The 22,963-nt window shown below is 54.3% G+C and carries 18 protein-coding genes, 1 tRNA gene, 3 rRNA genes and 1 riboswitch; of the genes, 9 read left to right on the forward strand and 13 right to left on the reverse strand.

Annotated features, from left to right (window positions below):
* Positions 1–239 precede the first annotated feature (239 nt).
* Positions 240–1,169 (reverse strand): homoserine O-acetyltransferase MetA, encoded by a 930-nt coding sequence (gene metA / locus LCS67_RS20950; RefSeq protein WP_001122767.1) that lies wholly within the window; start codon positions 1,167–1,169, stop codon positions 240–242.
* Between the two features lie 156 nt (positions 1,170–1,325).
* On the opposite strand from metA, the gene LCS67_RS20955 reads away from it, so the two are divergent.
* A complete protein-coding gene (locus tag LCS67_RS20955) occupies positions 1,326–1,763 on the forward strand; it encodes an acetyltransferase (protein WP_000973248.1) in 438 nt (145 codons plus the stop codon).
* Between the two features lie 332 nt (positions 1,764–2,095).
* Here the strand turns inward: LCS67_RS20955 and rrf are convergent.
* From rrf to LCS67_RS20975, 4 genes are all read right to left on the reverse strand, one after another.
* A 5S ribosomal RNA gene (gene rrf, locus LCS67_RS20960) occupies positions 2,096–2,211 on the reverse strand.
* Between the two features lie 93 nt (positions 2,212–2,304).
* A 23S ribosomal RNA gene (locus LCS67_RS20965) occupies positions 2,305–5,309 on the reverse strand.
* 193 nt (positions 5,310–5,502) lie between these two features.
* Positions 5,503–5,578 (reverse strand) — tRNA-Glu (locus LCS67_RS20970).
* A gap of 85 nt (positions 5,579–5,663) precedes the next feature.
* Positions 5,664–7,205, reverse strand: a 16S ribosomal RNA gene (locus LCS67_RS20975).
* Together the 16S, 23S and 5S rRNA genes with 1 tRNA gene alongside form the textbook arrangement of a ribosomal RNA operon.
* A 625-nt stretch (positions 7,206–7,830) precedes the next feature.
* On the opposite strand from LCS67_RS20975, the gene purH reads away from it, so the two are divergent.
* Together purH and purD are read left to right on the forward strand one after the other, a co-directional pair.
* Positions 7,831–9,420 carry a bifunctional phosphoribosylaminoimidazolecarboxamide formyltransferase/IMP cyclohydrolase gene (gene purH, locus LCS67_RS20980; RefSeq protein ID WP_001187520.1) on the forward strand — a complete coding sequence of 530 codons (1,590 nt, stop codon included), beginning with the start codon at positions 7,831–7,833 and terminating at the stop codon, positions 9,418–9,420.
* 15 nt (positions 9,421–9,435) lie between these two features.
* Positions 9,436–10,725 (forward strand): phosphoribosylamine--glycine ligase, encoded by a 1,290-nt coding sequence (gene purD / locus LCS67_RS20985; protein ID WP_000866785.1) that lies wholly within the window; start codon positions 9,436–9,438, stop codon positions 10,723–10,725.
* On the opposite strand, the gene zraR is transcribed toward purD, so the two are convergent.
* Positions 10,722–12,047: a sigma-54-dependent response regulator transcription factor ZraR gene (gene zraR, locus LCS67_RS20990; protein ID WP_100521916.1), complete on the reverse strand. Its 1,326-nt coding sequence runs from the start codon at positions 12,045–12,047 to the stop codon at positions 10,722–10,724. The genes purD and zraR overlap by 4 nt on opposite strands.
* A 5-nt stretch (positions 12,048–12,052) precedes the next feature.
* The gene (zraS, locus tag LCS67_RS20995) at positions 12,053–13,450 is read right to left on the reverse strand and encodes a two-component system sensor histidine kinase ZraS (RefSeq protein ID WP_001550243.1); all 1,398 of its coding nucleotides are present in this window, start codon (positions 13,448–13,450) and stop codon (positions 12,053–12,055) included.
* Between the two features lie 253 nt (positions 13,451–13,703).
* Between zraS and zraP the strand changes: the two genes are divergently transcribed.
* Positions 13,704–14,159 (forward strand): zinc resistance sensor/chaperone ZraP, encoded by a 456-nt coding sequence (zraP, locus tag LCS67_RS21000; protein ID WP_000828129.1) that lies wholly within the window; start codon positions 13,704–13,706, stop codon positions 14,157–14,159.
* 41 nt (positions 14,160–14,200) lie between these two features.
* On the opposite strand, the gene LCS67_RS21005 is transcribed toward zraP, so the two are convergent.
* From LCS67_RS21005 to nudC, 6 genes are all read right to left on the reverse strand, one after another.
* Positions 14,201–14,893, reverse strand: a complete 693-nt coding sequence (locus LCS67_RS21005; protein WP_001083932.1) for a DUF1481 domain-containing protein — start codon at positions 14,891–14,893, stop codon at positions 14,201–14,203.
* Positions 14,894–14,904: 11 nt separating this feature from the next.
* On the reverse strand, positions 14,905–15,177 hold the full coding sequence (gene hupA, locus LCS67_RS21010) for a nucleoid-associated protein HU-alpha (RefSeq protein WP_001044509.1): 273 nt from the start codon (positions 15,175–15,177) through the stop codon (positions 14,905–14,907).
* Positions 15,178–15,363: 186 nt separating this feature from the next.
* Positions 15,364–15,954: a YjaG family protein gene (locus tag LCS67_RS21015; RefSeq protein ID WP_000940092.1), complete on the reverse strand. Its 591-nt coding sequence runs from the start codon at positions 15,952–15,954 to the stop codon at positions 15,364–15,366.
* A 41-nt stretch (positions 15,955–15,995) separates the two neighbouring features.
* The gene (nfi, locus tag LCS67_RS21020) at positions 15,996–16,667 is read right to left on the reverse strand and encodes a deoxyribonuclease V (RefSeq protein WP_023136955.1); all 672 of its coding nucleotides are present in this window, start codon (positions 16,665–16,667) and stop codon (positions 15,996–15,998) included.
* Positions 16,668–16,676: 9 nt separating this feature from the next.
* Positions 16,677–17,741, reverse strand: coding sequence for a uroporphyrinogen decarboxylase (hemE, locus tag LCS67_RS21025; protein WP_000137621.1), 1,065 nt, complete (start codon positions 17,739–17,741; stop codon positions 16,677–16,679).
* 40 nt (positions 17,742–17,781) lie between these two features.
* Positions 17,782–18,555, reverse strand: a complete 774-nt coding sequence (nudC, locus tag LCS67_RS21030; RefSeq protein ID WP_000373961.1) for an NAD(+) diphosphatase — start codon at positions 18,553–18,555, stop codon at positions 17,782–17,784.
* Between the two features lie 92 nt (positions 18,556–18,647).
* Here nudC and rsd point away from each other — a divergent pair, with 92 nt between their 5' ends.
* The 5 genes from rsd to thiS all read left to right on the forward strand — a co-directional run bounded on the left by rsd (position 18,648) and on the right by thiS (position 22,962).
* The gene (gene rsd / locus LCS67_RS21035) at positions 18,648–19,136 is read left to right on the forward strand and encodes a sigma D regulator (protein WP_000934315.1); all 489 of its coding nucleotides are present in this window, start codon (positions 18,648–18,650) and stop codon (positions 19,134–19,136) included.
* Positions 19,137–19,188: 52 nt separating this feature from the next.
* Positions 19,189–19,413, forward strand: a riboswitch (TPP riboswitch).
* 86 nt (positions 19,414–19,499) lie between these two features.
* Positions 19,500–21,395: a phosphomethylpyrimidine synthase ThiC gene (gene thiC / locus LCS67_RS21040; RefSeq protein WP_031571601.1), complete on the forward strand. Its 1,896-nt coding sequence runs from the start codon at positions 19,500–19,502 to the stop codon at positions 21,393–21,395.
* Positions 21,395–22,030, forward strand: a complete 636-nt coding sequence (thiE, locus tag LCS67_RS21045; RefSeq protein ID WP_000284635.1) for a thiamine phosphate synthase — start codon at positions 21,395–21,397, stop codon at positions 22,028–22,030. The genes thiC and thiE overlap by 1 nt, the downstream gene beginning before the upstream one ends.
* The gene (locus LCS67_RS21050) at positions 22,023–22,781 is read left to right on the forward strand and encodes a HesA/MoeB/ThiF family protein (RefSeq protein ID WP_000999769.1); all 759 of its coding nucleotides are present in this window, start codon (positions 22,023–22,025) and stop codon (positions 22,779–22,781) included. Before thiE ends, LCS67_RS21050 begins: the two co-directional genes overlap by 8 nt.
* On the forward strand, positions 22,762–22,962 hold the full coding sequence (gene thiS, locus LCS67_RS21055) for a sulfur carrier protein ThiS (protein ID WP_001166836.1): 201 nt from the start codon (positions 22,762–22,764) through the stop codon (positions 22,960–22,962). The genes LCS67_RS21050 and thiS overlap by 20 nt, the downstream gene beginning before the upstream one ends.
* Position 22,963: the final 1 nt, after the last annotated feature.

Genomic DNA, 22,963 nt, shown 5'->3' on the forward strand with positions numbered 1-22,963 from the left:
CATCCCCAATGCGAACGAAGGATCACTGTGCGCTTTTCGTTCAACACAACTAAGACTACTCAATTAAATTTCAAAATCAAAAACAATTTCCATTTTTAATTTAATTATACATTAACCTATTGATAACAATATAAATTAAATTTAATTACATGATGAGGTGCGTTTCGGAAATAAAAAAGGCACCCAAAGGTGCCTGATTCAACATGCTGAAACGCTTTAGGATCGTCAGGAGCAGAAGATTAATCCAGGGTTGGATTCATGTGACGCAGATCATATGGCGTAATCTGGTAGACATAATAGTTGAGCCAGTTAGTAAACAGTAAATTACCGTGGCTGCGCCAGGTTGCGCGCGGTATGTTTTGCGGATCGTTTTTTGGGAAATAGTTGTACGGAACCTCCGGATTTAACCCGGCCTCAACGTCACGAAAATATTCACCCGCTAACGTATGGGCGTCATATTCAGGATGACCGGTGACAAACGCAATACGTTTATCTTTGCTGGCAAACAGGTACGCATCCCCCTCTTCTGTTTCGGCCAGAATTTCAAGATCCGTATAATCCCGTATTAGCGCCGCCGGGAAATCGGCATAGCGTGAGTGTGGCGCAAGAAACGAATCATCAAAACCACGCGTCAACAGAGCATGAGGATGAAGGATGTGATGTTCATAGACGCCGGAAAGTTTATCTGTACGGGTCTGCTTAGGGATACCATAAAGAATATTGAGTGCGGCCTGAACGGCCCAACAGACAAATAGCGTCGAAGTAACGTGATCTTTCGCCCATTCCAGCACCTGTCTAATCTGCGGCCAGTAAGCCACGTCATTAAACTCCACCAGACCCAGCGGCGCTCCGGTCACGATAAGCCCATCAAAGTTCTGATCGCAGATATCGTCGAAGTTACAGTAAAAGTTGTTCAGATGCTCGGCTGGCGTGTTCCTCGACTCGCGGGCATCTATCCGCAGTAGTTGAATATCGACCTGTAATGGCGAGTTCGATAGCAAACGCAGAAACTGATTTTCCGTTTCAATCTTCTTCGGCATCAGGTTAAGGATAAGTACCTTTAGCGGGCGAATTTCCTGACCTGATGCGCGAGAAGTCGTCATGACGAAGACATTCTCCTCACGTAAAAAATTGACGGCGGGTAGCTCGTCCAGCACGCGAATCGGCATAACCTGATAACCTCACGACATACGTTTAAACGTTTAGACATCCAGATAGCTGAAGATACTCAGAAATCAGGCGAATGTCGAGTCTGCAAGTTCAAGGTGAGAAAGTTTCACGACAGCATTTGCATTAGAATAGAAGTAAGCAAAAAAGGAGTGAAGATGATGATTAACATTCGCCGTTCAAGGCATGAGGAAGGGGAAAAACTGATTGCGATCTGGCGTCGCTCAGTCGATGCCACGCACGATTTTCTGTCAAACGCTTATCGGGCCGAACTGGAAGAACTGGTGAGCGATTTTCTGCCAGAAGCGCCACTATGGGTTGCCGTGACCGATCAGGATGAGCCGGTAGGATTTATGCTGCTTACCGGCGAACATATGGATGCGCTGTTTGTCGATCCGGACGTGCGTGGTCAGGGTATCGGTAAGAGATTAGTTGAACATGCGTTAACACTGGCGCCGGGGTTGACAACCAATGTTAACGAGCAGAATACACAAGCTGTTGGATTTTATAAGAAAATGGGATTTAAGGTGACGGGACGTTCGGAGGTTGACGATCTTGGGAAACCGTATCCATTGTTGAATTTAATTTATCCGTGAGTAGTGGTGCTGCCTGATAAGTGCATACAGGCCGGATAAGGCGAAACTGGCATCCGGCGGTGCCGGTTGCCTGATGGCGCTGCGCTTATCAGGCCTACATTTTTACAGTTACCACACACGCAAAGAAGCCCGTCCAGACGGACGGGCTTCTTCACTTGTCTGATGCCTGGCAGTTTATGGCGGGCGTCCTGCCCGCCCCCCTCCGGGCCGTTGCTGCGCAACGTTCAAATCCGCTCCCGGCGGATTTGTCCTCCTCCGGAGAGCGCTCACCGACAAACAACAGATAAAACAAAAGGCCCAGTCTTTCGACTGAGCCTTTCGTTTTATTTGATGCCTGGCGGTTCCCTACTCTCGCATGGGGAGACCCCACACTACCATCGGCGCTACGGCGTTTCACTTCTGAGTTCGGCATGGGGTCAGGTGGGACCACCGCGCTAGTGCCGCCAGGCAAATTCTGTTATCAGACCGTTTTTACGTTCTGATGTAATCTGAATCAGTGCTGAAAATCATCTCTCAACCGCCAAAACATCTTCGGCGTTGTAAGGTTAAGCCTCACGGTTCATTAGTACCGGTTAGCTCAACGCATCGCTGCGCTTACACACCCGGCCTATCAACGTCGTCGTCTTCAACGTTCCTTCAGGAGACTTTAAGTCTCAGGGAGAACTCATCTCGGGGCAAGTTTCGTGCTTAGATGCTTTCAGCACTTATCTCTTCCGCATTTAGCTACCGGGCAGTGCCATTGGCATGACAACCCGAACACCAGTGATGCGTCCACTCCGGTCCTCTCGTACTAGGAGCAGCCCCCCTCAGTTCTCCAGCGCCCACGGCAGATAGGGACCGAACTGTCTCACGACGTTCTAAACCCAGCTCGCGTACCACTTTAAATGGCGAACAGCCATACCCTTGGGACCTACTTCAGCCCCAGGATGTGATGAGCCGACATCGAGGTGCCAAACACCGCCGTCGATATGAACTCTTGGGCGGTATCAGCCTGTTATCCCCGGAGTACCTTTTATCCGTTGAGCGATGGCCCTTCCATTCAGAACCACCGGATCACTATGACCTGCTTTCGCACCTGCTCGCGCCGTCACGCTCGCAGTCAAGCTGGCTTATGCCATTGCACTAACCTCCTGATGTCCGACCAGGATTAGCCAACCTTCGTGCTCCTCCGTTACTCTTTAGGAGGAGACCGCCCCAGTCAAACTACCCACCAGACACTGTCCGCAACCCGGATCACGGGTCCACGTTAGAACATCAAACATTAAAGGGTGGTATTTCAAGGTCGGCTCCATGCAGACTGGCGTCCACACTTCAAAGCCTCCCACCTATCCTACACATCAAGGCTCAATGTTCAGTGTCAAGCTATAGTAAAGGTTCACGGGGTCTTTCCGTCTTGCCGCGGGTACACTGCATCTTCACAGCGAGTTCAATTTCACTGAGTCTCGGGTGGAGACAGCCTGGCCATCATTACGCCATTCGTGCAGGTCGGAACTTACCCGACAAGGAATTTCGCTACCTTAGGACCGTTATAGTTACGGCCGCCGTTTACCGGGGCTTCGATCAGGAGCTTCGCTTGCGCTGACCCCATCAATTAACCTTCCGGCACCGGGCAGGCGTCACACCGTATACGTCCACTTTCGTGTTTGCACAGTGCTGTGTTTTTAATAAACAGTTGCAGCCAGCTGGTATCTTCGACTGACTTCAGCTCCATGAGTAAATCACTTCACCTACGTGTCAGCGTGCCTTCTCCCGAAGTTACGGCACCATTTTGCCTAGTTCCTTCACCCGAGTTCTCTCAAGCGCCTTGGTATTCTCTACCTGACCACCTGTGTCGGTTTGGGGTACGATTTGATGTTACCTGATGCTTAGAGGCTTTTCCTGGAAGCAGGGCATTTGTTGCTTCAGCACCGTAGTGCCTCGTCATCACGCCTCAGCCTTGATTTTCCGGATTTGCCTGGAAAACCAGCCTACACGCTTAAACCGGGACAACCGTCGCCCGGCCAACATAGCCTTCTCCGTCCCCCCTTCGCAGTAACACCAAGTACGGGAATATTAACCCGTTTCCCATCGACTACGCCTTTCGGCCTCGCCTTAGGGGTCGACTCACCCTGCCCCGATTAACGTTGGACAGGAACCCTTGGTCTTCCGGCGAGCGGGCTTTTCACCCGCTTTATCGTTACTTATGTCAGCATTCGCACTTCTGATACCTCCAGCAACCCTCACAGGCCACCTTCGCAGGCTTACAGAACGCTCCCCTACCCAACAACACCTGAGTGTCGCTGCCGCAGCTTCGGTGCATGGTTTAGCCCCGTTACATCTTCCGCGCAGGCCGACTCGACCAGTGAGCTATTACGCTTTCTTTAAATGATGGCTGCTTCTAAGCCAACATCCTGGCTGTCTGGGCCTTCCCACATCGTTTCCCACTTAACCATGACTTTGGGACCTTAGCTGGCGGTCTGGGTTGTTTCCCTCTTCACGACGGACGTTAGCACCCGCCGTGTGTCTCCCGTGATAACATTCTCCGGTATTCGCAGTTTGCATCGGGTTGGTAAGCCGGGATGGCCCCCTAGCCGAAACAGTGCTCTACCCCCGGAGATGAATTCACGAGGCGCTACCTAAATAGCTTTCGGGGAGAACCAGCTATCTCCCGGTTTGATTGGCCTTTCACCCCCAGCCACAGGTCATCCGCTAATTTTTCAACATTAGTCGGTTCGGTCCTCCAGTTAGTGTTACCCAACCTTCAACCTGCCCATGGCTAGATCACCGGGTTTCGGGTCTATACCCTGCAACTTAACGCCCAATTAAGACTCGGTTTCCCTCCGGCTCCCCTATTCGGTTAACCTTGCTACAGAATATAAGTCGCTGACCCATTATACAAAAGGTACGCAGTCACCCCACCACTAAGCCCCCTCTGCTTCTTTTGAGGTTGAACGTCGCTTTCGCTCCGTTAACCGTATCCTCAGCAAAGGATGCGTATGTGGAGTTCACCACTGGCTTAGTGGTGGGGCTCCCACTGCTTGTACGTACACGGTTTCAGGTTCTTTTTCACTCCCCTCGCCGGGGTTCTTTTCGCCTTTCCCTCACGGTACTGGTTCACTATCGGTCAGTCAGGAGTATTTAGCCTTGGAGGATGGTCCCCCCATATTCAGACAGGATACCACGTGTCCCGCCCTACTCATCGAGCTCACAGCACATGCGCTTTTGTGTACGGGGCTGTCACCCTGTATCGCGCGCCTTTCCAGACGCTTCCACTAACACACATGCTGATTCAGGCTCTGGGCTCCTCCCCGTTCGCTCGCCGCTACTGGGGGAATCTCGGTTGATTTCTTTTCCTCGGGGTACTTAGATGTTTCAGTTCCCCCGGTTCGCCTCATTAACCTATGGATTCAGTTAATGATAGTGTGACGAGTCACACTGGGTTTCCCCATTCGGAAATCGCCGGTTATAACGGTTCATATCACCTTACCGGCGCTTATCGCAGATTAGCACGTCCTTCATCGCCTCTGACTGCCAGGGCATCCACCGTGTACGCTTAGTCGCTTAACCTCACAACCCGAAGATGTTTCTTGCGATTCATCATCGTGTTGCGAAAATTTGAGAGACTCACGAACAACCTTCGTTGTTCTGTGTTTCAATTTTCAGCTTGATCCAGATTTTTAAAGAGCAAATATCTCAAACATGACTCGTAAGTCAGTTTTGAGATATTAAGGCAGGTGACTTTCACTCACAAACCAGCAAGTGGCGTCCCCTAGGGGATTCGAACCCCTGTTACCGCCGTGAAAGGGCGGTGTCCTGGGCCTCTAGACGAAGGGGACGTATCAGTCTGCTTCGCAAGACGCCTTGCTATTCACTTTTCATCAGACAATCTGTGTGAGCACTGCAAAGTACGCTTCTTTCAGGTAAGGAGGTGATCCAACCGCAGGTTCCCCTACGGTTACCTTGTTACGACTTCACCCCAGTCATGAATCACAAAGTGGTAAGCGCCCTCCCGAAGGTTAAGCTACCTACTTCTTTTGCAACCCACTCCCATGGTGTGACGGGCGGTGTGTACAAGGCCCGGGAACGTATTCACCGTGGCATTCTGATCCACGATTACTAGCGATTCCGACTTCATGGAGTCGAGTTGCAGACTCCAATCCGGACTACGACGCACTTTATGAGGTCCGCTTGCTCTCGCGAGGTCGCTTCTCTTTGTATGCGCCATTGTAGCACGTGTGTAGCCCTGGTCGTAAGGGCCATGATGACTTGACGTCATCCCCACCTTCCTCCAGTTTATCACTGGCAGTCTCCTTTGAGTTCCCGGCCGGACCGCTGGCAACAAAGGATAAGGGTTGCGCTCGTTGCGGGACTTAACCCAACATTTCACAACACGAGCTGACGACAGCCATGCAGCACCTGTCTCACAGTTCCCGAAGGCACCAATCCATCTCTGGAAAGTTCTGTGGATGTCAAGACCAGGTAAGGTTCTTCGCGTTGCATCGAATTAAACCACATGCTCCACCGCTTGTGCGGGCCCCCGTCAATTCATTTGAGTTTTAACCTTGCGGCCGTACTCCCCAGGCGGTCTACTTAACGCGTTAGCTCCGGAAGCCACGCCTCAAGGGCACAACCTCCAAGTAGACATCGTTTACGGCGTGGACTACCAGGGTATCTAATCCTGTTTGCTCCCCACGCTTTCGCACCTGAGCGTCAGTCTTTGTCCAGGGGGCCGCCTTCGCCACCGGTATTCCTCCAGATCTCTACGCATTTCACCGCTACACCTGGAATTCTACCCCCCTCTACAAGACTCAAGCCTGCCAGTTTCGAATGCAGTTCCCAGGTTGAGCCCGGGGATTTCACATCCGACTTGACAGACCGCCTGCGTGCGCTTTACGCCCAGTAATTCCGATTAACGCTTGCACCCTCCGTATTACCGCGGCTGCTGGCACGGAGTTAGCCGGTGCTTCTTCTGCGGGTAACGTCAATTGCTGCGGTTATTAACCACAACACCTTCCTCCCCGCTGAAAGTACTTTACAACCCGAAGGCCTTCTTCATACACGCGGCATGGCTGCATCAGGCTTGCGCCCATTGTGCAATATTCCCCACTGCTGCCTCCCGTAGGAGTCTGGACCGTGTCTCAGTTCCAGTGTGGCTGGTCATCCTCTCAGACCAGCTAGGGATCGTCGCCTTGGTGAGCCGTTACCTCACCAACAAGCTAATCCCATCTGGGCACATCTGATGGCAAGAGGCCCGAAGGTCCCCCTCTTTGGTCTTGCGACGTTATGCGGTATTAGCCACCGTTTCCAGTAGTTATCCCCCTCCATCAGGCAGTTTCCCAGACATTACTCACCCGTCCGCCACTCGTCAGCAAAGCAGCAAGCTGCTTCCTGTTACCGTTCGACTTGCATGTGTTAGGCCTGCCGCCAGCGTTCAATCTGAGCCATGATCAAACTCTTCAATTTAAAAGTTTGATGCTCAATGAATTAAACTTCGTAATGAATTACGTGTTCACTCTTGAGACTTGGTATTCATTTTTCGTCCGAGGACGTTAAGAATCCGTATCTTCGAGTGCCCACACAGATTGTCTGATAAATTGTTAAAGAGCAGGTGCGACGCGGCTTTCAGCTCACCGTCGCGAGGTGGCGTATATTACGCTTTCCTCTTTCAGAGTCAACCCTGAATTTCAGGATTTTTCTCTTCAACCGACCGGCTGTTTGTGTGAAGTGATTCACATCCGCCGTGTCGATGGAGGCGCATTATAGGGAGTTCTCTGCTGACCGCAATAGAAAAATTGCAGAAAAATGACTGTTTGCTGCATTCCCCAGCAAAACCCCTGGTTATACCCATTTACGCACAGACTTATCCACAAAATGCGCGTTCATTTCCTGGATCTTCTCACTCTGCAAACGATCTTTCAGGGATAAAAGCGGGGCCAGAATTTAAAAAGAAAAATTCGCGAGCGTTGCGCAAACGTTTTCGTTACAATGTCGCCGCAAAATGAGAATGCCCCATAAGGGGCGTTAGCTGAGTTTTTTACGAAAAATTCAGCTAACGCTCTCTGTAATCGTCAAATCCAGGGGATTTACCATGCAACAACGTCGTCCAGTCCGCCGCGCTCTGCTCAGTGTTTCTGACAAGGCCGGTATCATCGAATTCGCCCAGGCTCTTTCCGCACGCGGTGTGGAACTGCTGTCTACGGGGGGCACCGCCCGCCTGTTAGCAGAAAAAGGCCTGCCGGTGACCGAAGTTTCCGATTACACCGGTTTCCCGGAAATGATGGATGGACGCGTAAAGACCCTGCATCCAAAAGTACACGGCGGCATCCTCGGCCGTCGCGGCCAGGACGATGCCATTATGGAACAGCACCACATCGCCCCTATCGATATGGTTGTCGTTAACCTGTATCCGTTCGCCGAAACCGTTGCACGCGTTGGTTGCTCGCTGGAAGATGCAGTAGAGAACATCGATATCGGCGGCCCGACCATGGTGCGCTCCGCCGCGAAGAACCATAAAGACGTGGCCATCGTGGTGAAGAGCAGCGACTACGACGCCATTATTAAAGAGATGGACGCTAACGAAGGTTCTTTGACCCTCGACACCCGTTTCGATCTCGCGATTAAAGCCTTCGAACACACCGCCGCCTACGACAGCATGATCGCTAACTACTTCGGCAGCATGGTTCCGGCCTACCACGGTGAAAGCAAAGAAGCCGCCGGTCGCTTCCCGCGTACGCTGAACCTGAACTTCATTAAGAAGCAGGATATGCGCTACGGCGAGAACAGCCACCAGCAAGCTGCCTTCTATATAGAAGAGAATGTGAAAGAAGCGTCCGTTGCCACCGCACAACAGGTGCAGGGCAAAGCGCTCTCTTATAACAACATCGCTGATACCGACGCGGCGCTGGAGTGTGTGAAAGAGTTCAACGAGCCAGCCTGCGTAATCGTCAAGCACGCTAACCCGTGCGGCGTGGCGGTAAGTACCTCTATTCTCGACGCTTACGATCGCGCCTATAAAACCGACCCGACCTCCGCGTTCGGCGGCATTATCGCCTTTAACCGTGAGCTGGATGCGGAAACCGCACAGGCCATCATTTCTCGTCAGTTTGTCGAAGTGATCATCGCCCCATCCGCAAGCGAAGAAGCGCTGAAAATCACCGCTGCCAAGCAGAACGTCCGTGTTCTGACCTGCGGCCAATGGGCAAGCCGCGTTCCGGGCCTGGATTTCAAACGCGTTAACGGTGGCCTGCTGGTTCAGGACAGGGATCTGGGTATGGTGAGTGAAGCTGAACTGCGCGTGGTGTCCAAACGCCAGCCGACCGAGCAGGAGCTGCGTGACGCGCTGTTCTGCTGGAAGGTAGCCAAGTTCGTGAAATCCAACGCTATTGTGTATGCCAAAGAGAACATGACCATCGGTATAGGCGCAGGCCAGATGAGCCGCGTGTACTCCGCCAAAATCGCCGGGATTAAAGCCGCTGATGAAGGTCTGGAAGTGAAAGGCTCAGCCATGGCTTCCGACGCGTTCTTCCCGTTCCGCGATGGTATTGATGCCGCTGCCGCTGTCGGCGTGAGCTGCGTTATCCAGCCAGGCGGTTCTATCCGTGATGATGAAGTCATTGCCGCTGCCGATGAACACGGTATTGCGATGATCTTCACCGACATGCGCCACTTCCGCCATTAATTCAGGGAGCAGACGATGAAAGTTTTAGTCATTGGTAACGGCGGGCGCGAACACGCGCTGGCCTGGAAAGCCGCACAGTCGCCGCTGGTTGATACCGTTTTTGTCGCACCGGGTAACGCCGGTACCGCGCTGGAGCCCGCGTTGCAGAACGTGGCTATCGGCGTCACCGATATTCCGGCGCTGCTGAGCTTTGCCCGGGACGAGAAGATTGATCTGACCATCGTCGGCCCGGAAGCGCCGCTGGTGATTGGCGTGGTCGATGCGTTCCGCGCGGCGGGCCTGAAGATCTTCGGCCCAACCGAAGGGGCCGCCCAACTGGAAGGCTCCAAAGCCTTCACCAAAGATTTCCTCGCCCGTCACCAGATTCCGACGGCGGAATACCAGAATTTCACCGAGATTGAGCCTGCCCTGGCGTATCTGCGCGAGAAAGGCGCGCCGATCGTCATCAAGGCCGATGGTCTGGCTGCGGGCAAAGGCGTTATCGTGGCGATGACGCTTGAAGAAGCCGAAGCCGCCGTCCATGACATGCTGGCAGGCAACGCCTTTGGCGACGCGGGCCACCGTATCGTGATTGAAGAGTTCCTCGACGGCGAAGAAGCGAGCTTTATCGTGATGGTCGACGGCGAGCACGTGCTGCCGATGGCCACCAGCCAGGACCACAAACGCGTCGGTAACGGCGATACCGGCCCGAACACCGGCGGTATGGGGGCCTACTCACCAGCGCCGGTGGTAACTGATGAAGTGCATCAGCGCACCATGGAACGCATCATTTGGCCAACCGTGAAAGGCATGGCCGCGGAAGGTAACACCTATACCGGCTTCCTGTATGCGGGTCTGATGATCGACAAGCAGGGCAACCCGAAAGTTATCGAGTTCAACTGCCGCTTCGGCGATCCGGAAACCCAGCCGATCATGCTGCGCATGAAGTCGGATCTGGTGGATCTTTGCCTCGCCGCCTGTGACGGCAAGCTGGATGAGAAAACTTCCGAGTGGGACGAGCGCGCTTCATTAGGCGTGGTGATCGCTGCGGGCGGTTATCCGGGCAGCTACAACACCGGCGACGAGATCCACGGTCTGCCGCTGGAAGAAGTGGCTGACGGTAAGGTCTTCCATGCTGGAACCAAACTTGCCGATGACGACCGCGTGTTGACCAGCGGCGGACGCGTCCTGTGCGCCACCGCGCTGGGCCACACCGTGGCTGAGGCGCAGAAACGCGCTTACGCCCTGATGACCGACATCCACTGGGACGGCAGCTTCAGCCGTAACGACATCGGCTGGCGCGCCATCGAGCGTGAGCAAAACTAACGGCTGAGTTTAGCCAGCAGCGTTTTGCGCGTAATGCCCAATTGGCGGGCGGCTTCCGTTTTGTTGCCGCCCGTTTTTTCCAGCGCCGCCAGAATGATCTCTTTTTCCACATCGACCAACAGTTGGATCTCATCACTGTATTCCGTTTTTATCGGCGTCGCGGCAATAGCGAGAGGCAATTCGCGTTCAGAAATGTATTCTCCCGTTAGCAACACCACCGCCCGCTCGATAGCGTTTTCCAGCTCACGGATATTGCCCGGCCAGTCGTAGTGGATCAGCAGATCCATCGCCTGCGGCGTAAACCCCTTCACCGCTTTGCGGTTACGTTCGGCAAAACGCCGCAGAAAATGGTCTGCCAGTAGCGGAATATCTTCCCGACGCTGGCGCAAAGAAGGCATTTCAATCGCCACCACATTCAGGCGGTAATAGAGATCCTGGCGAAAGCGACCGGCACTCACCTCTTCCGCCAGATCGCGGTGGGTAGCGGCAATTAACCGAACATCCACAGATATCGTCTGGTTACTTCCCACGCGTTGCACTTCGCGCTCCTGAATCGCCCGCAGCAAACGTACCTGCATTAACGGCGAGATATCGCCGATTTCATCAAGAAACAATGTCCCGCCGTCAGCTTCGACAAAGCGTCCCTCCCGACGTTTATCCGCGCCGGTAAACGCGCCTTTTTCGTGTCCGAACAGCTCAGACTCCAGCAGCGATTCATTAAGCGCGGCGCAGTTGAGCGTGACCAGCGGTCTATCGCTCCTGGCGCTACAGGCGTGTAGCGCCCGCGCCACCAGCTCTTTACCCGTGCCGGAGTCTCCGTGAATCAATACCGTGGCGTCTGATGGTGCGACCATCGCGATTTCATTCAGTAAATGTTGCATCGCCGGACTGCTGCCAATCATGCCAAACTGCGCAGCCGACGCCGATGGCAATTCAGCGCCCGTTTCCCGCGTATGCGCCAACGCCTTTTCCAGCGTCTCCTGCAGACGGTCAAAATCCAGCGGTTTAATTAAATAGTCGAGCGCGCCGGCTTTCAACGCCTCTACCGCCGTTTCCACGCTGGAGAATGCCGTCATAATCAAAATCGGAATGGCGGGGTTGAGCGCTTTAATCTCCTTCAGCGTGGCGATACCGTCCATCTCCGCCATACGCACATCGCACAGTACCAGATCAAAGACTTTCTCACGCACCTGAGCCAACGCATCATGCCCACTGTAGGCCAGAGCGACGTTATAGCCCCAACCCCGAAGCAGAGCCTGTAAAATCGTGCAGTGGCTTACATCATCATCCACAACCAGAATATCGATTTTTCCGCGTATCACCCTTGTTAATCCTGTTGTCTCGCTATCACTGGCAACCAGATAGTAAAGACCGCGCCTTTACCCTCAATACTTTTCACCTTAATCGCGCCGCCATGCTGTTCGATGATATTTTGCACCACCGCCAGCCCCAGGCCTGTCCCGTCAGCTTTGGTCGTAAAATAAGGTGTAAAAATCGCCTCCAACTGATCCGGGGCGATCCCTTTCCCGCTATCGGTAACAGTGATGATAACGCGGTCGGTCCCACTGTCTTTTGCCTCTACGGTAATCGTTCCCTGGCGGCCAATCGCATGAATAGCGTTCAGGTACAAATTCAACAGCACCTGAGTCAGCCTGTCCGGGTCAGCCTGAATACGCTTAAGCGTCTCATTCGCCGTGAATCTCAACTGAATCTCTCTGCTTTGGGCATCCTGGCTGACCAGATTCAGGGAGTGAGTAATAATATCATTGAGGTTAACCGTCTGGAGCGTCAGATGCGCGGGCTTTACCAGTTCGAGCAATTCGCTTACCACCCGGTTCAAACGGTCGGCCTCTTTGGCCATCACCTGCGCCAGTTCATGCGACTCGCCGCCGGCTGGCGTGCGCTCGGCAAAGTATTTCGCCAGCCCTTTGATGGACGAGAGCGGGTTACGAATTTCGTGCGCGACGCCCGCCGCCAGATGCCCCATCGCCACCAGCTTTTCTTTACGCTTCATTGCATCAAGCAGTTCTCTGTGCGAGCGCTGATAACGCTGATGCCAAAAAAACGCCAGTAACGTTGCCAACAGCACCGCCGCTAACGCAGACAAAACAATCAGCGTATTACGCCACTCCCTTGCCTGTGTCGCGGCCAGCTCGCTGGCGTCAAAGGCAATAAAAATAGTTTGTTTCGCTGGTTCGTCATCATTGGCGCTACGCGCCATGCCGTGCCCCCTCATACCGTGACCTCTCATACCGAAAAGCGGCTGGAACTGACGGTAAATTTCCAGCGCAGGCACCGTCTCGCCGTTAGCAGCAACGTCGACACGCCGCCAACGCTCCTGCGGCCCGGGGTTTAGTTGATGCATTTCAGATGGGGAATAGAGCGATTTGCCCACCATGCCAGGGTTGCTATGAGTGATGATTACCCCCTGCGCATCCGTTACGGCGAACCACAACACGCCTGGCTGACCCGCCATCTCTTCCAGCAATGTCTGCTGCTGCGCGTGATGCATCCGCATTCCCATACCTACTCGCGTGCCGGACTCCAGAGCGCGAATGAGTACATTTCCCTTTTCCAGCAGCGTCTGCCTGGCGGCAGCGCTCTCACGGCCATAGTCGCGAATGACCATAATGGAAAATAGCCCCACCAGAATGAAGATCGCCGCAGGTAACAGCCGACTCAACCACGTTGCAGCGGCATCTTTATGTAATCGTATAAAACTCACAGGCTTCCCCGGCTCGTTTTTATTTTCCTTACTTAAGCAGAGATCATGCCATTCTTCGCTCCGCATAACCGCGCGTTGTCGCACACCCTTTCGGATACGGGTGGGTAAAAATGACTCGCCAGGCGGGTCATGCGAGTCATTTTTACTCGCTTTTTGCCGCCTGAAGCGGGTTAACTCGCTGCCCGACAAGGAATAGTTACCTGGCACGGAAGATGCAAGAGAGAGGATAAGATGAGCAACAGGAGAACGCAAAATGAAACGGAACAATAAATCAGCTATCGCGCTAATCGCCCTCTCTCTTTTGGCCCTGAGCTCCGGCGCCGCCTTCGCCGGACATCACTGGGGCAACAATGACGGTATGTGGCAACAGGGAGGTAGCCCGTTGACCACGGAACAGCAGGCGACGGCGCAGAAGATTTATGATGATTACTATACGCAGACCAGCGCGCTGCGCCAGCAACTGATATCCAAACGTTATGAATACAACGCGCTACTGACCGCCAGTTCGCCGGATACTGCGAAAATTAATGCGGTTGCCAAAGAGATGGAGTCATTAGGCCAGAAGTTAGATGAGCAACGCGTGAAACGGGATGTCGCGATGGCGCAGGCTGGCATACCACGCGGCGCAGGAATGGGCTATGGCGGTTGCGGCGGCTATGGCGGCGGTTATCATCGCGGCGGCGGTCATATGGGTATGGGAAACTGGTAAAGCATGTTTGCCGAATGGCGGCTTCGCCATTCGGTATTCCATCAAAAGGTTTTCGCTTGCGGCTGCCAGTGACAGAAATCTGAATTCGCCACCAGCAAAAGTTGCGATCCTTCCGGCGCCTCCAGCCATGCTACGCTCACCTCTACCGATGAGCGGTTCTGGCGGCGCTCAATGTGGCTTATTGCCCAGGAATCCAGATCCGGTTTCAGCGTTTCACCTTCACAGGTGGTTACCGTATGGTCGGCGTGCCAGCGTCCCTGGCGTAGTATGACCCGCCCCAGGCGCAAGGCGTCGCTGGTCTGACGGATTTGTTCGGCGCGATAGCGATACAAGGCAATCTGATCGTTGGAAAGCTGCTGCTTCTGCCCCCCGACTTCACGCTGCATAAAACTGAGTTCGCCATGAGCGTCGAAACGCGCGCGAATATGTTCTGGCGGTTTGCTGTAAATATTGAGTTCAATAAGCGAAAGCGTATCACCCTGCCAACGATATTCGCTGGTCGTCGTGCTGCCGCTATGCCACGGGCTAAAAACAGAAAGCAGATGGACTTCATCGTTCGTATCTTTACGCCAGATACGCACCGCGCCGTGATCGCCGGCAAAGCCGCTGGCAGTAAACGGAGGCGGTGAAGCGTTATGACTGCAGGCAGTCAGCAACAGCGCGCCAGAAAATAGAAACGCGCGACGCCAGACAGACAAAAGGGGCTGACGAGCCCCTTCGATAAAACTGTTCACAGCTACGCGTCTTACTTAACTGCGTCTTTCAGCGCTTTACCAGAAACAAACGCCGGTACGTTAGCGGCGGCGATTTTGATTTCTTTACCGGTCTGTGGGTTACGGCCAGTGCGCTCAGCACGGTGGTTCACTTTGAAGGTACCGAAACCAACCAGTTGTACAGCATCGCCTTCTTTCAGAGACTCAGTAATAGCAGCCAGAGTGGATTCCAGAGCAGCTTTAGCCTGGGTTTTGGACAGTTCTGCTTTGTCTGCAATTACATCAATCAGTTGAGTCTTGTTCATAAGTTATCCTTACAATGTGTTTATCGCTTGCTAAGCATCGAGTGCGACGGAAATGCCAGAAAAGCACTCTCCTGCATACACGCACCGATAGCCACTTTTTTTCGCCTCCCAAATGTAGACCAGACGGGGGGCATAAGGGAAGCCTTATGGCACGACAAATCAGACGTTAAATCACGTTTTCTGGTGTCATTGCTGAAAATTTATACCGATATTGCTCTCACCAGCCTCGCGCAGGTCTGCCCTGAGCCCTTTTATCAGTTCAATATCGCGTTCTTCGCAGTCGGCTAAAAGTCGGAATATTTCCCACTGAATATCCCATTCCTGTTCAACGGCAGGGTTCGTTTTGAGCTCCTCATCGGTCATTTCCCGACCAGCCTGAGTCATTTCCAACATCGCCACCGTAGTAATAGAAGTCTTACTAACCTCAATAGCGTGTTCCAGCGTTTCGCCGCTAAGACGAGAATGCATTAATTCGCTTAATGCGACGCAGGCGTCAATCGCCGGGTAAACGCCGTACAGATCATAGTCGTCAGCTGCCGGAATTGCCTCTTCAAACTTCTCCAGTTGGCTATCGAAATTGACCTTTGCATCTTTCACCGTCAGGGTTTCCCAGATCAGATCCAGAATGCGACGGTAGATCTGTCCGTCGCCGAATTCCGTCTGCTTGCAAAACATGGCGTAGTTCGGGTACATGCGCTCGCACAAGCAGGCCATAAAGGTAACGTGCTGCCAGCTTTCCAGCCGCTCCAGACGCAAATGAATCGGGTTTTGTAACATGATGGAATCTCGAATCGGAAATTAGCGGCAGTTTACCTGAATCAGCGCTGAATTTCTTGCCAACGAACAAACGCCGGACGCCCGGAAGCGACGGCATCCGCCCAGCGCGTCGGCTCCGGCAGGCGATACCCTTTCATACAGCGCTGTACCCACGCCAGCGCGCTGTCAGTACTGACCCGGTGCCCTGTCGCGATAAACAGCGGATTACAGCGCGCCTTGCTGCGCCATACCCATGCCAGTTGCTCGCCTTTATCCATTAAGGGGCTAAGTGCGCCAGGTTCGGCGGAAAGTGGTTCAAATTTACCGCATAGCCGTTTTTTCGCCACGCCGATGGTCGGCACGTCCACCAACAGTCCAAAATGACTGGCGACGCCAAGCCGACGCGGATGCGAAATACCGTGACCGTCTACAAACAGCAAATTGGGCTTTTGCGAGAGCTGTTCCCACGCCGCCAGCAGCGCAGGATATTCACGAAAAGAGAGAAAGCCGGGGATATATGGCATGGTGGTGGCAATACGCGCCACCTTGTACTCTACCAGTTCAAGCGACGGATATTTCAGCAATACCATCGCCGCCCGCGTCACCTCGCCGCCCTGCTCAAAACCGACGTCCGCCCCGCCGATAAACGCTGGCGGATCTTTGTCCAACCGATCTTCGCGGCAAACCGATGAAGCAAGTTCTATCTGTTGAGCGCGTAACGACGCGAGATCCATACTAACTCCTTAGCTGTGATACTGCGCAGAAAGTCGGTGCACTGCCTCCACAAATGCGCCAGCATGTTCTGGCGGCACATCCTGATGGATGCCATGTCCAAGGTTAAAGACGTGCCCTTCTCCCTGACCGAAACCAGCAAGTATAGTCGCTACCTCGTCTTCGATCCGTGCCGGCGGCGCATACAGCATCGAGGGGTCCATATTGCCCTGCAGCGCCACTTTATGGCCAACGCGACGGCGCGCATCGGCGATATCTGTCGTCCAGTCGAGACCCAGCGCGTCGCAGCCGGTTTCCGCCATCGCCTCCAGCCACTGACCGCCACCTTTAGTGAACAGCGTTACCGGCACGCGGCGACCGTCGTTTTCACGCAGCAGGCCATCGACGATTTTATGCATGTAGTAGAGGGAGAACTGCTGGTAATCGCGGCCAGTCAGCACGCCGCCCCAAGTGTCGAAAATCATCACCGACTGCGCGCCCGCTTTGATTTGCGCGTTGAGGTACAGCGTGACGCTTTTCGCCAACTTATCCAGCAGCAGATACAACGCCTGCGGGTCAGCGTACATCATCTTTTTAATCACCGTGAAGGCTTTGCTACTGCCGCCTTCCACCATGTAAGTCGCCAGCGTCCACGGGCTGCCGGAGAAGCCGATCAGAGGAACCTCGCCTTTTAGTTCGCGGCGAATCGTACGCACTGCATTCATCACATAACCCAGTTCATCTTCCGGATCGGGAATGGGCAGCTTATCGACATCGGCTTTGCAGGTGACAGGAGCCGTAAAGCGCGGGCCTTCCCCGGCTTCAAAATAGAGCCCCAGGCCCATCGCGTCCGGAATCGTCAGGATATCCGAGAAAAGGATCGCCGCATCAAGCGGATAACGGCGCAGCGGCTGTAAAGTGACCTCGCAGGCCAGTTCGGCATTTTTGCACAGCGACATAAAATCGCCCGCCTGAGCGCGAGTGGCTTTGTACTCCGGTAGATAACGGCCCGCCTGGCGCATCATCCACACTGGCGTAACATCAACGGGCTGGCGCAGCAGCGCACGTAGATAACGATCGTTTTTGAGTTCGGTCATTTTTACATTCCTTTAGCGTTGATGCGCCCAGTGTAACATGTCAATCATATTCAGCCCGACACATTGCCACCGTATCTTCGATCAAACGGCGCGCGACGGTGCCCGGCGGCGGCAGTAGCGGCAGATCGTCATAGCGATACCAGTTAGCGTTAAGCAGCTCTTTCGGGTCGATGACAATCTCGCCGCTGTCATACTCCGCCATAAAAGCGGTCATCAACGACTGCGGGAAAGGCCACGGCTGGGAAGTCACATAGCGCAGATTTTTCACCTTAATGCCGCTCTCCTCCATTACCTCTCGCGCGACCGCCTGTTCTAAGGTTTCGCCGACTTCAACAAACCCGGCCAGTACCGTATGCACGCCGTTGCGGTGGCGAACGTGCCGGGCAAGTAGAATAGAATCCTCACGGCGGATCGCAACAATAATGCAGGGGGCGATTTGCGGGTAGTAACGCTCGCGGCAATGGCTGCACAGCATCGCCCATTCGGTTTTACTCGGGTGCATAGGGTGCCCGCAATAGCCGCAAAATTTATGCGACCGATAAAACTCCGCCAACTGTACGCCACGTCCCGCCAGTTGGAACAACCCGGCATCCTGATCGATAACCTGGCGAACCGATCCCATATCATGGCGTCGATGCTGTAACACCAGCCAGACGGGCTCGCCTTGCCATTCACCTATCCGGAGTGCGCGCTGCCCCACAAGATCGAAATTTGCCGCCAGCCCGTGTGGTAATTCCCCATACGGCAACCATAATTTTTGTTCATGGCTGACGATCCACCAGCCACTCTCTAATTTTTCAATTATACGATCCATAGCTCTTGCACTACCTTTGCTTCACTGGCATGTTGTTAACATTATTTTTACATTCATGGCGAGCAGCCTTTATATAACTTGCGGAGACAATCATGCTAAACCAGCTGGAAAACCTGACGGAGCGCGTTGGCGGAAGCAACAAACTGGTCGATCGCTGGCTGGATGTACGTAAGCACCTGCTCGTGGCTTACTACAATCTGGTTGGCATTAAGCCTGGCAAAGAATCGTACATGCGGCTGAATGAAAAAGCGCTGGATGATTTTTGTCAGAGCCTGGTCGATTACCTTTCCGCCGGGCACTTCAGTATTTATGAACGTATTCTCCATAAATTGGAAGGAAACGGTCAGCTTTTACATGCGGCAAAAATCTGGCCGCTGCTGGAAGATAATACGCAGCGCATTATGGATTATTACGACACCAGCCTGGAAACTGCCATCGATCACGATAATTGTCTCGAATTTCAACAAGCTCTGTCAGATATCGGCGAAGCGCTGGAAGCCCGCTTTGTGCTGGAAGACAAGCTGATTATGCTGGTGTTTGACGCGATGCACGACGGCGCCAGAGTCAAACGTCCCGCTTGAGTTCTGCGCGAGTAACGGGTAGTTTACTTCAGCCCCCTCTTCGGAGGGGCGGTTATCTTGTCGGAGTGCTAATTTTCCACAAAAGCGTTCGTGATGCGTCAAGGCGGCAAGTCGGTGAATCTCCAGGAGCTTACATAAGTAAGTGACTGGAGTGAGCGGACGAAGCCAACGAAGAGGCAGCGCGAAGGATGAAGTGGAAAAGGCTGAGACCGTTAATTCGGGATCCGCGGAACCTGATCAGGTTAATACCTGCGAAGGGAACAAGAGTAATTCTGCTTTATGCTGCTGCCTTTACGGGCGGCGCACATCCATTACTCCATCCGTCGTCTGACAAGCCACGTCCTTAATTTTTTGGAATGAGCTATGTCTACAACAACGTTAACCCGCCGCGAGCAGCGCGCTAAAGCCCAGCATTTTATCGATACGCTGGAAGGGACTGCCTTTCCCAACTCGAAACGCATCTACGTGACCGGTTCGCAGCATAATATTCGCGTACCGATGCGCGAAATTCAACTTAGCCCGACATTGATCAGCGGAACGAAAGACCATCCGCAGTATGAAGAAAATGAAGCGATTCCGGTATATGACACCTCCGGCCCATACGGTGATCCTGATGTGGCGATTAACGTCCAGCAGGGGCTGGCGAAACTACGCCAGCCGTGGATTGAAGCACGGGCTGATGTAGAAACGCTTTCTGACCGCAGTTCTGCCTATACCCGCGAACGCCTGACAGATGAAGGACTTGACGCATTACGCTTTACCGGTCTGTTAACGCCAAAACGCGCCAAAGCCGGACACTGCGTGACGCAACTTCATTATGCCCGCCAGGGGATCATCACTCCCGAAATGGAATTCATCGCCATCCGTGAAAACATGGGCCGCGAGCGCATTCGCAGTGAAGTACTGCGCCACCAGCATCCCGGAGAAAGCTTCGGCGCGCGCCTGCCGGAGAACATCACCCCGGAATTCGTGCGTGATGAAGTCGCCGCGGGCCGCGCGATTATTCCCGCCAACATCAACCACCCGGAATCGGAGCCGATGATTATTGGCCGCAACTTCCTGGTGAAGGTCAACGCCAATATCGGCAACTCGGCGGTGACCTCCTCTATCGAAGAAGAGGTGGAAAAACTGGTGTGGGCGACGCGCTGGGGGGCGGATACGGTAATGGACCTTTCCACCGGGCGCTATATTCACGAAACCCGTGAGTGGATCCTGCGTAATAGCCCAGTACCAATCGGCACGGTGCCGATCTACCAGGCGCTGGAAAAGGTCAACGGGATCGCCGAGGATCTTACCTGGGAAGCCTTCCGCGACACGCTGCTGGAGCAGGCCGAACAGGGCGTCGACTATTTCACTATTCACGCGGGCGTGCTGCTGCGTTACGTGCCGATGACCGCCAAGCGCCTGACCGGCATTGTCTCGCGCGGCGGTTCAATCATGGCGAAGTGGTGCCTCTCGCATCACAAAGAGAACTTCCTGTTCGAACATTTCCGCGAGATTTGTGAAATCTGCGCCGCCTACGACGTTTCCCTGTCGCTGGGCGACGGCCTGCGACCGGGATCGATTCAGGACGCCAACGACGAAGCGCAGTTCTCCGAGCTGCATACGCTGGGCGAGCTGACCAAAATCGCCTGGGAATACGACGTGCAGGTGATGATTGAAGGCCCGGGCCACGTGCCGATGCATATGATTCAGCGCAACATGACCGAAGAGCTGGAGCACTGCCATGAAGCGCCGTTCTACACCTTAGGGCCGCTGACTACCGATATCGCGCCGGGCTATGACCACTTCACCTCCGGCATTGGCGCGGCGATGATCGGCTGGTTCGGCTGTGCGATGCTGTGTTACGTCACGCCGAAAGAGCATCTCGGCCTGCCAAACAAAGAAGATGTGAAGCAGGGGCTGATCACCTACAAGATCGCCGCCCACGCCGCTGACTTAGCCAAAGGGCATCCGGGCGCGCAGATTCGCGATAACGCGATGTCGAAAGCGCGCTTTGAATTCCGCTGGGAAGACCAGTTTAACCTCGCGCTCGACCCGTTCACCGCCCGCGCCTGGCACGATGAAACCCTGCCGCAAGAGTCCGGCAAAGTGGCGCACTTTTGCTCGATGTGCGGGCCAAAATTCTGCTCGATGAAAATCAGCCAGGAAGTCCGCGATTACGCAGCCGCACAAGCCATTGAAGTCGGCATGGCGGATATGTCGGAAAACTTCCGCGCCAAAGGCGGCGAAATTTATCTCAAACGGGAGAAAGCCTGATGTATCAGCCTGATTTCCCGACCGTACCGTTCCGTCTCGGGCTTTACCCGGTGGTGGACAGCGTTGCATGGATTGAGCGTCTACTGGAGGCGGGCGTGCGCACGATCCAGTTGCGTATCAAAGATAAACGCGATGAAGAGGTGGAAGCGGATGTTATCGCCGCCATCGCACTGGGGCGTCGTTATGACGCCCGCCTGTTCATCAATGATTACTGGCGTCTGGCAATTAAGCACCGCGCTTACGGCGTGCATCTGGGCCAGGAAGACCTTGAAACCACCGACCTGAAAGCGATTCAGGCGGCGGGCTTACGCCTGGGCGTATCGACCCACGATGATATGGAGATAGACGTCGCGCTGGCCGCTAAGCCTTCTTATATCGCACTCGGCCACGTCTTCCCCACGCAAACCAAGCAGATGCCTTCCGCCCCGCAGGGGCTGGCGCAGCTGGCGCGGCATATTGAGCGTCTGGCAAATTACCCGACCGTGGCAATTGGCGGCATCAGTGTGGAACGCGCCCCGTCGGTGCTGGCGACCGGCGTCGGCAGTATTGCCGTGGTCAGCGCCATTACTCAGGCCGCCGACTGGCGCGCCGCTACCGCGCAGTTACTGGATATTGCGGGAGTTGGCGATGAATGACCGTGACTTTATGCGTTATAGCCGCCAGATCCTGCTCGGCGATATAGCCATTGAAGGCCAGCAAAAGTTGCTCAATAGCCATGTATTGATTGTCGGCTTAGGCGGATTGGGTTCGCCTGCCGCGCTCTATCTGGCGGGAGCAGGCATCGGCAAACTGACGCTGGCGGATGATGACGATGTTCATCTGAGCAATCTCCAGCGGCAAATTCTGTTCACCACCGACGATATCGCCCACCCGAAGGCGCAGGCGGCAAAGCTACGGCTGGCGCAGCTCAACCCCGGTAGCAAGCTGATCGTATTGCAACAGCGTCTGACTGGCGATGTGCTTAAAAACGCGGTAGCACGCGTCGACGTAGTGCTCGACTGTACCGACAACATGACCACGCGCCAGGAAATTAACGCCGCCTGCGTGGCGCTCAACACTCCGTTAATTTCCGCCAGCGCCGTCGGCTTTGGCGGCCAGCTAATGGTCCTCACACCACCGTGGGAACAAGGCTGTTACCGCTGCCTGTGGCCGGACGATGTCGAGCCTGAACGCAACTGCCATACCGCCGGTATCGTCGGACCGGTTGTTGGCGTGATGGGCACTTTGCAGGCGCTGGAGGCAATCAAATTACTCAGCGGTATTGAGACGCCCAGTGGAGAGCTACGCCTCTTTGACGGTAAAACCAGCCAGTGGCGCAGCCTGGCGCTGCATCGCGCCAGCGGCTGTCCGGTCTGCGGAGGGCAACATGCAGATTCAGTTCAATGATGAACCGATGCAGTGCGCCGAAGGGCAAACCGTCAATGAGCTGCTTGCTGCGCTTAATCAGCTTAAACCGGGCGCGGCGCTGGCGCTCAATCAGCAGATCCTGCCACGCGAGCAATGGCGGCAACATATCGTGCAGGAAGGCGACCAGATCCTGCTTTTTCACGTTATAGCAGGAGGTTGAG

Source organism: Salmonella sp. A7 (genome assembly GCF_020181675.1).
GTDB classification, from domain to species: Bacteria; Pseudomonadota; Gammaproteobacteria; order Enterobacterales; family Enterobacteriaceae; genus Salmonella; species Salmonella enterica.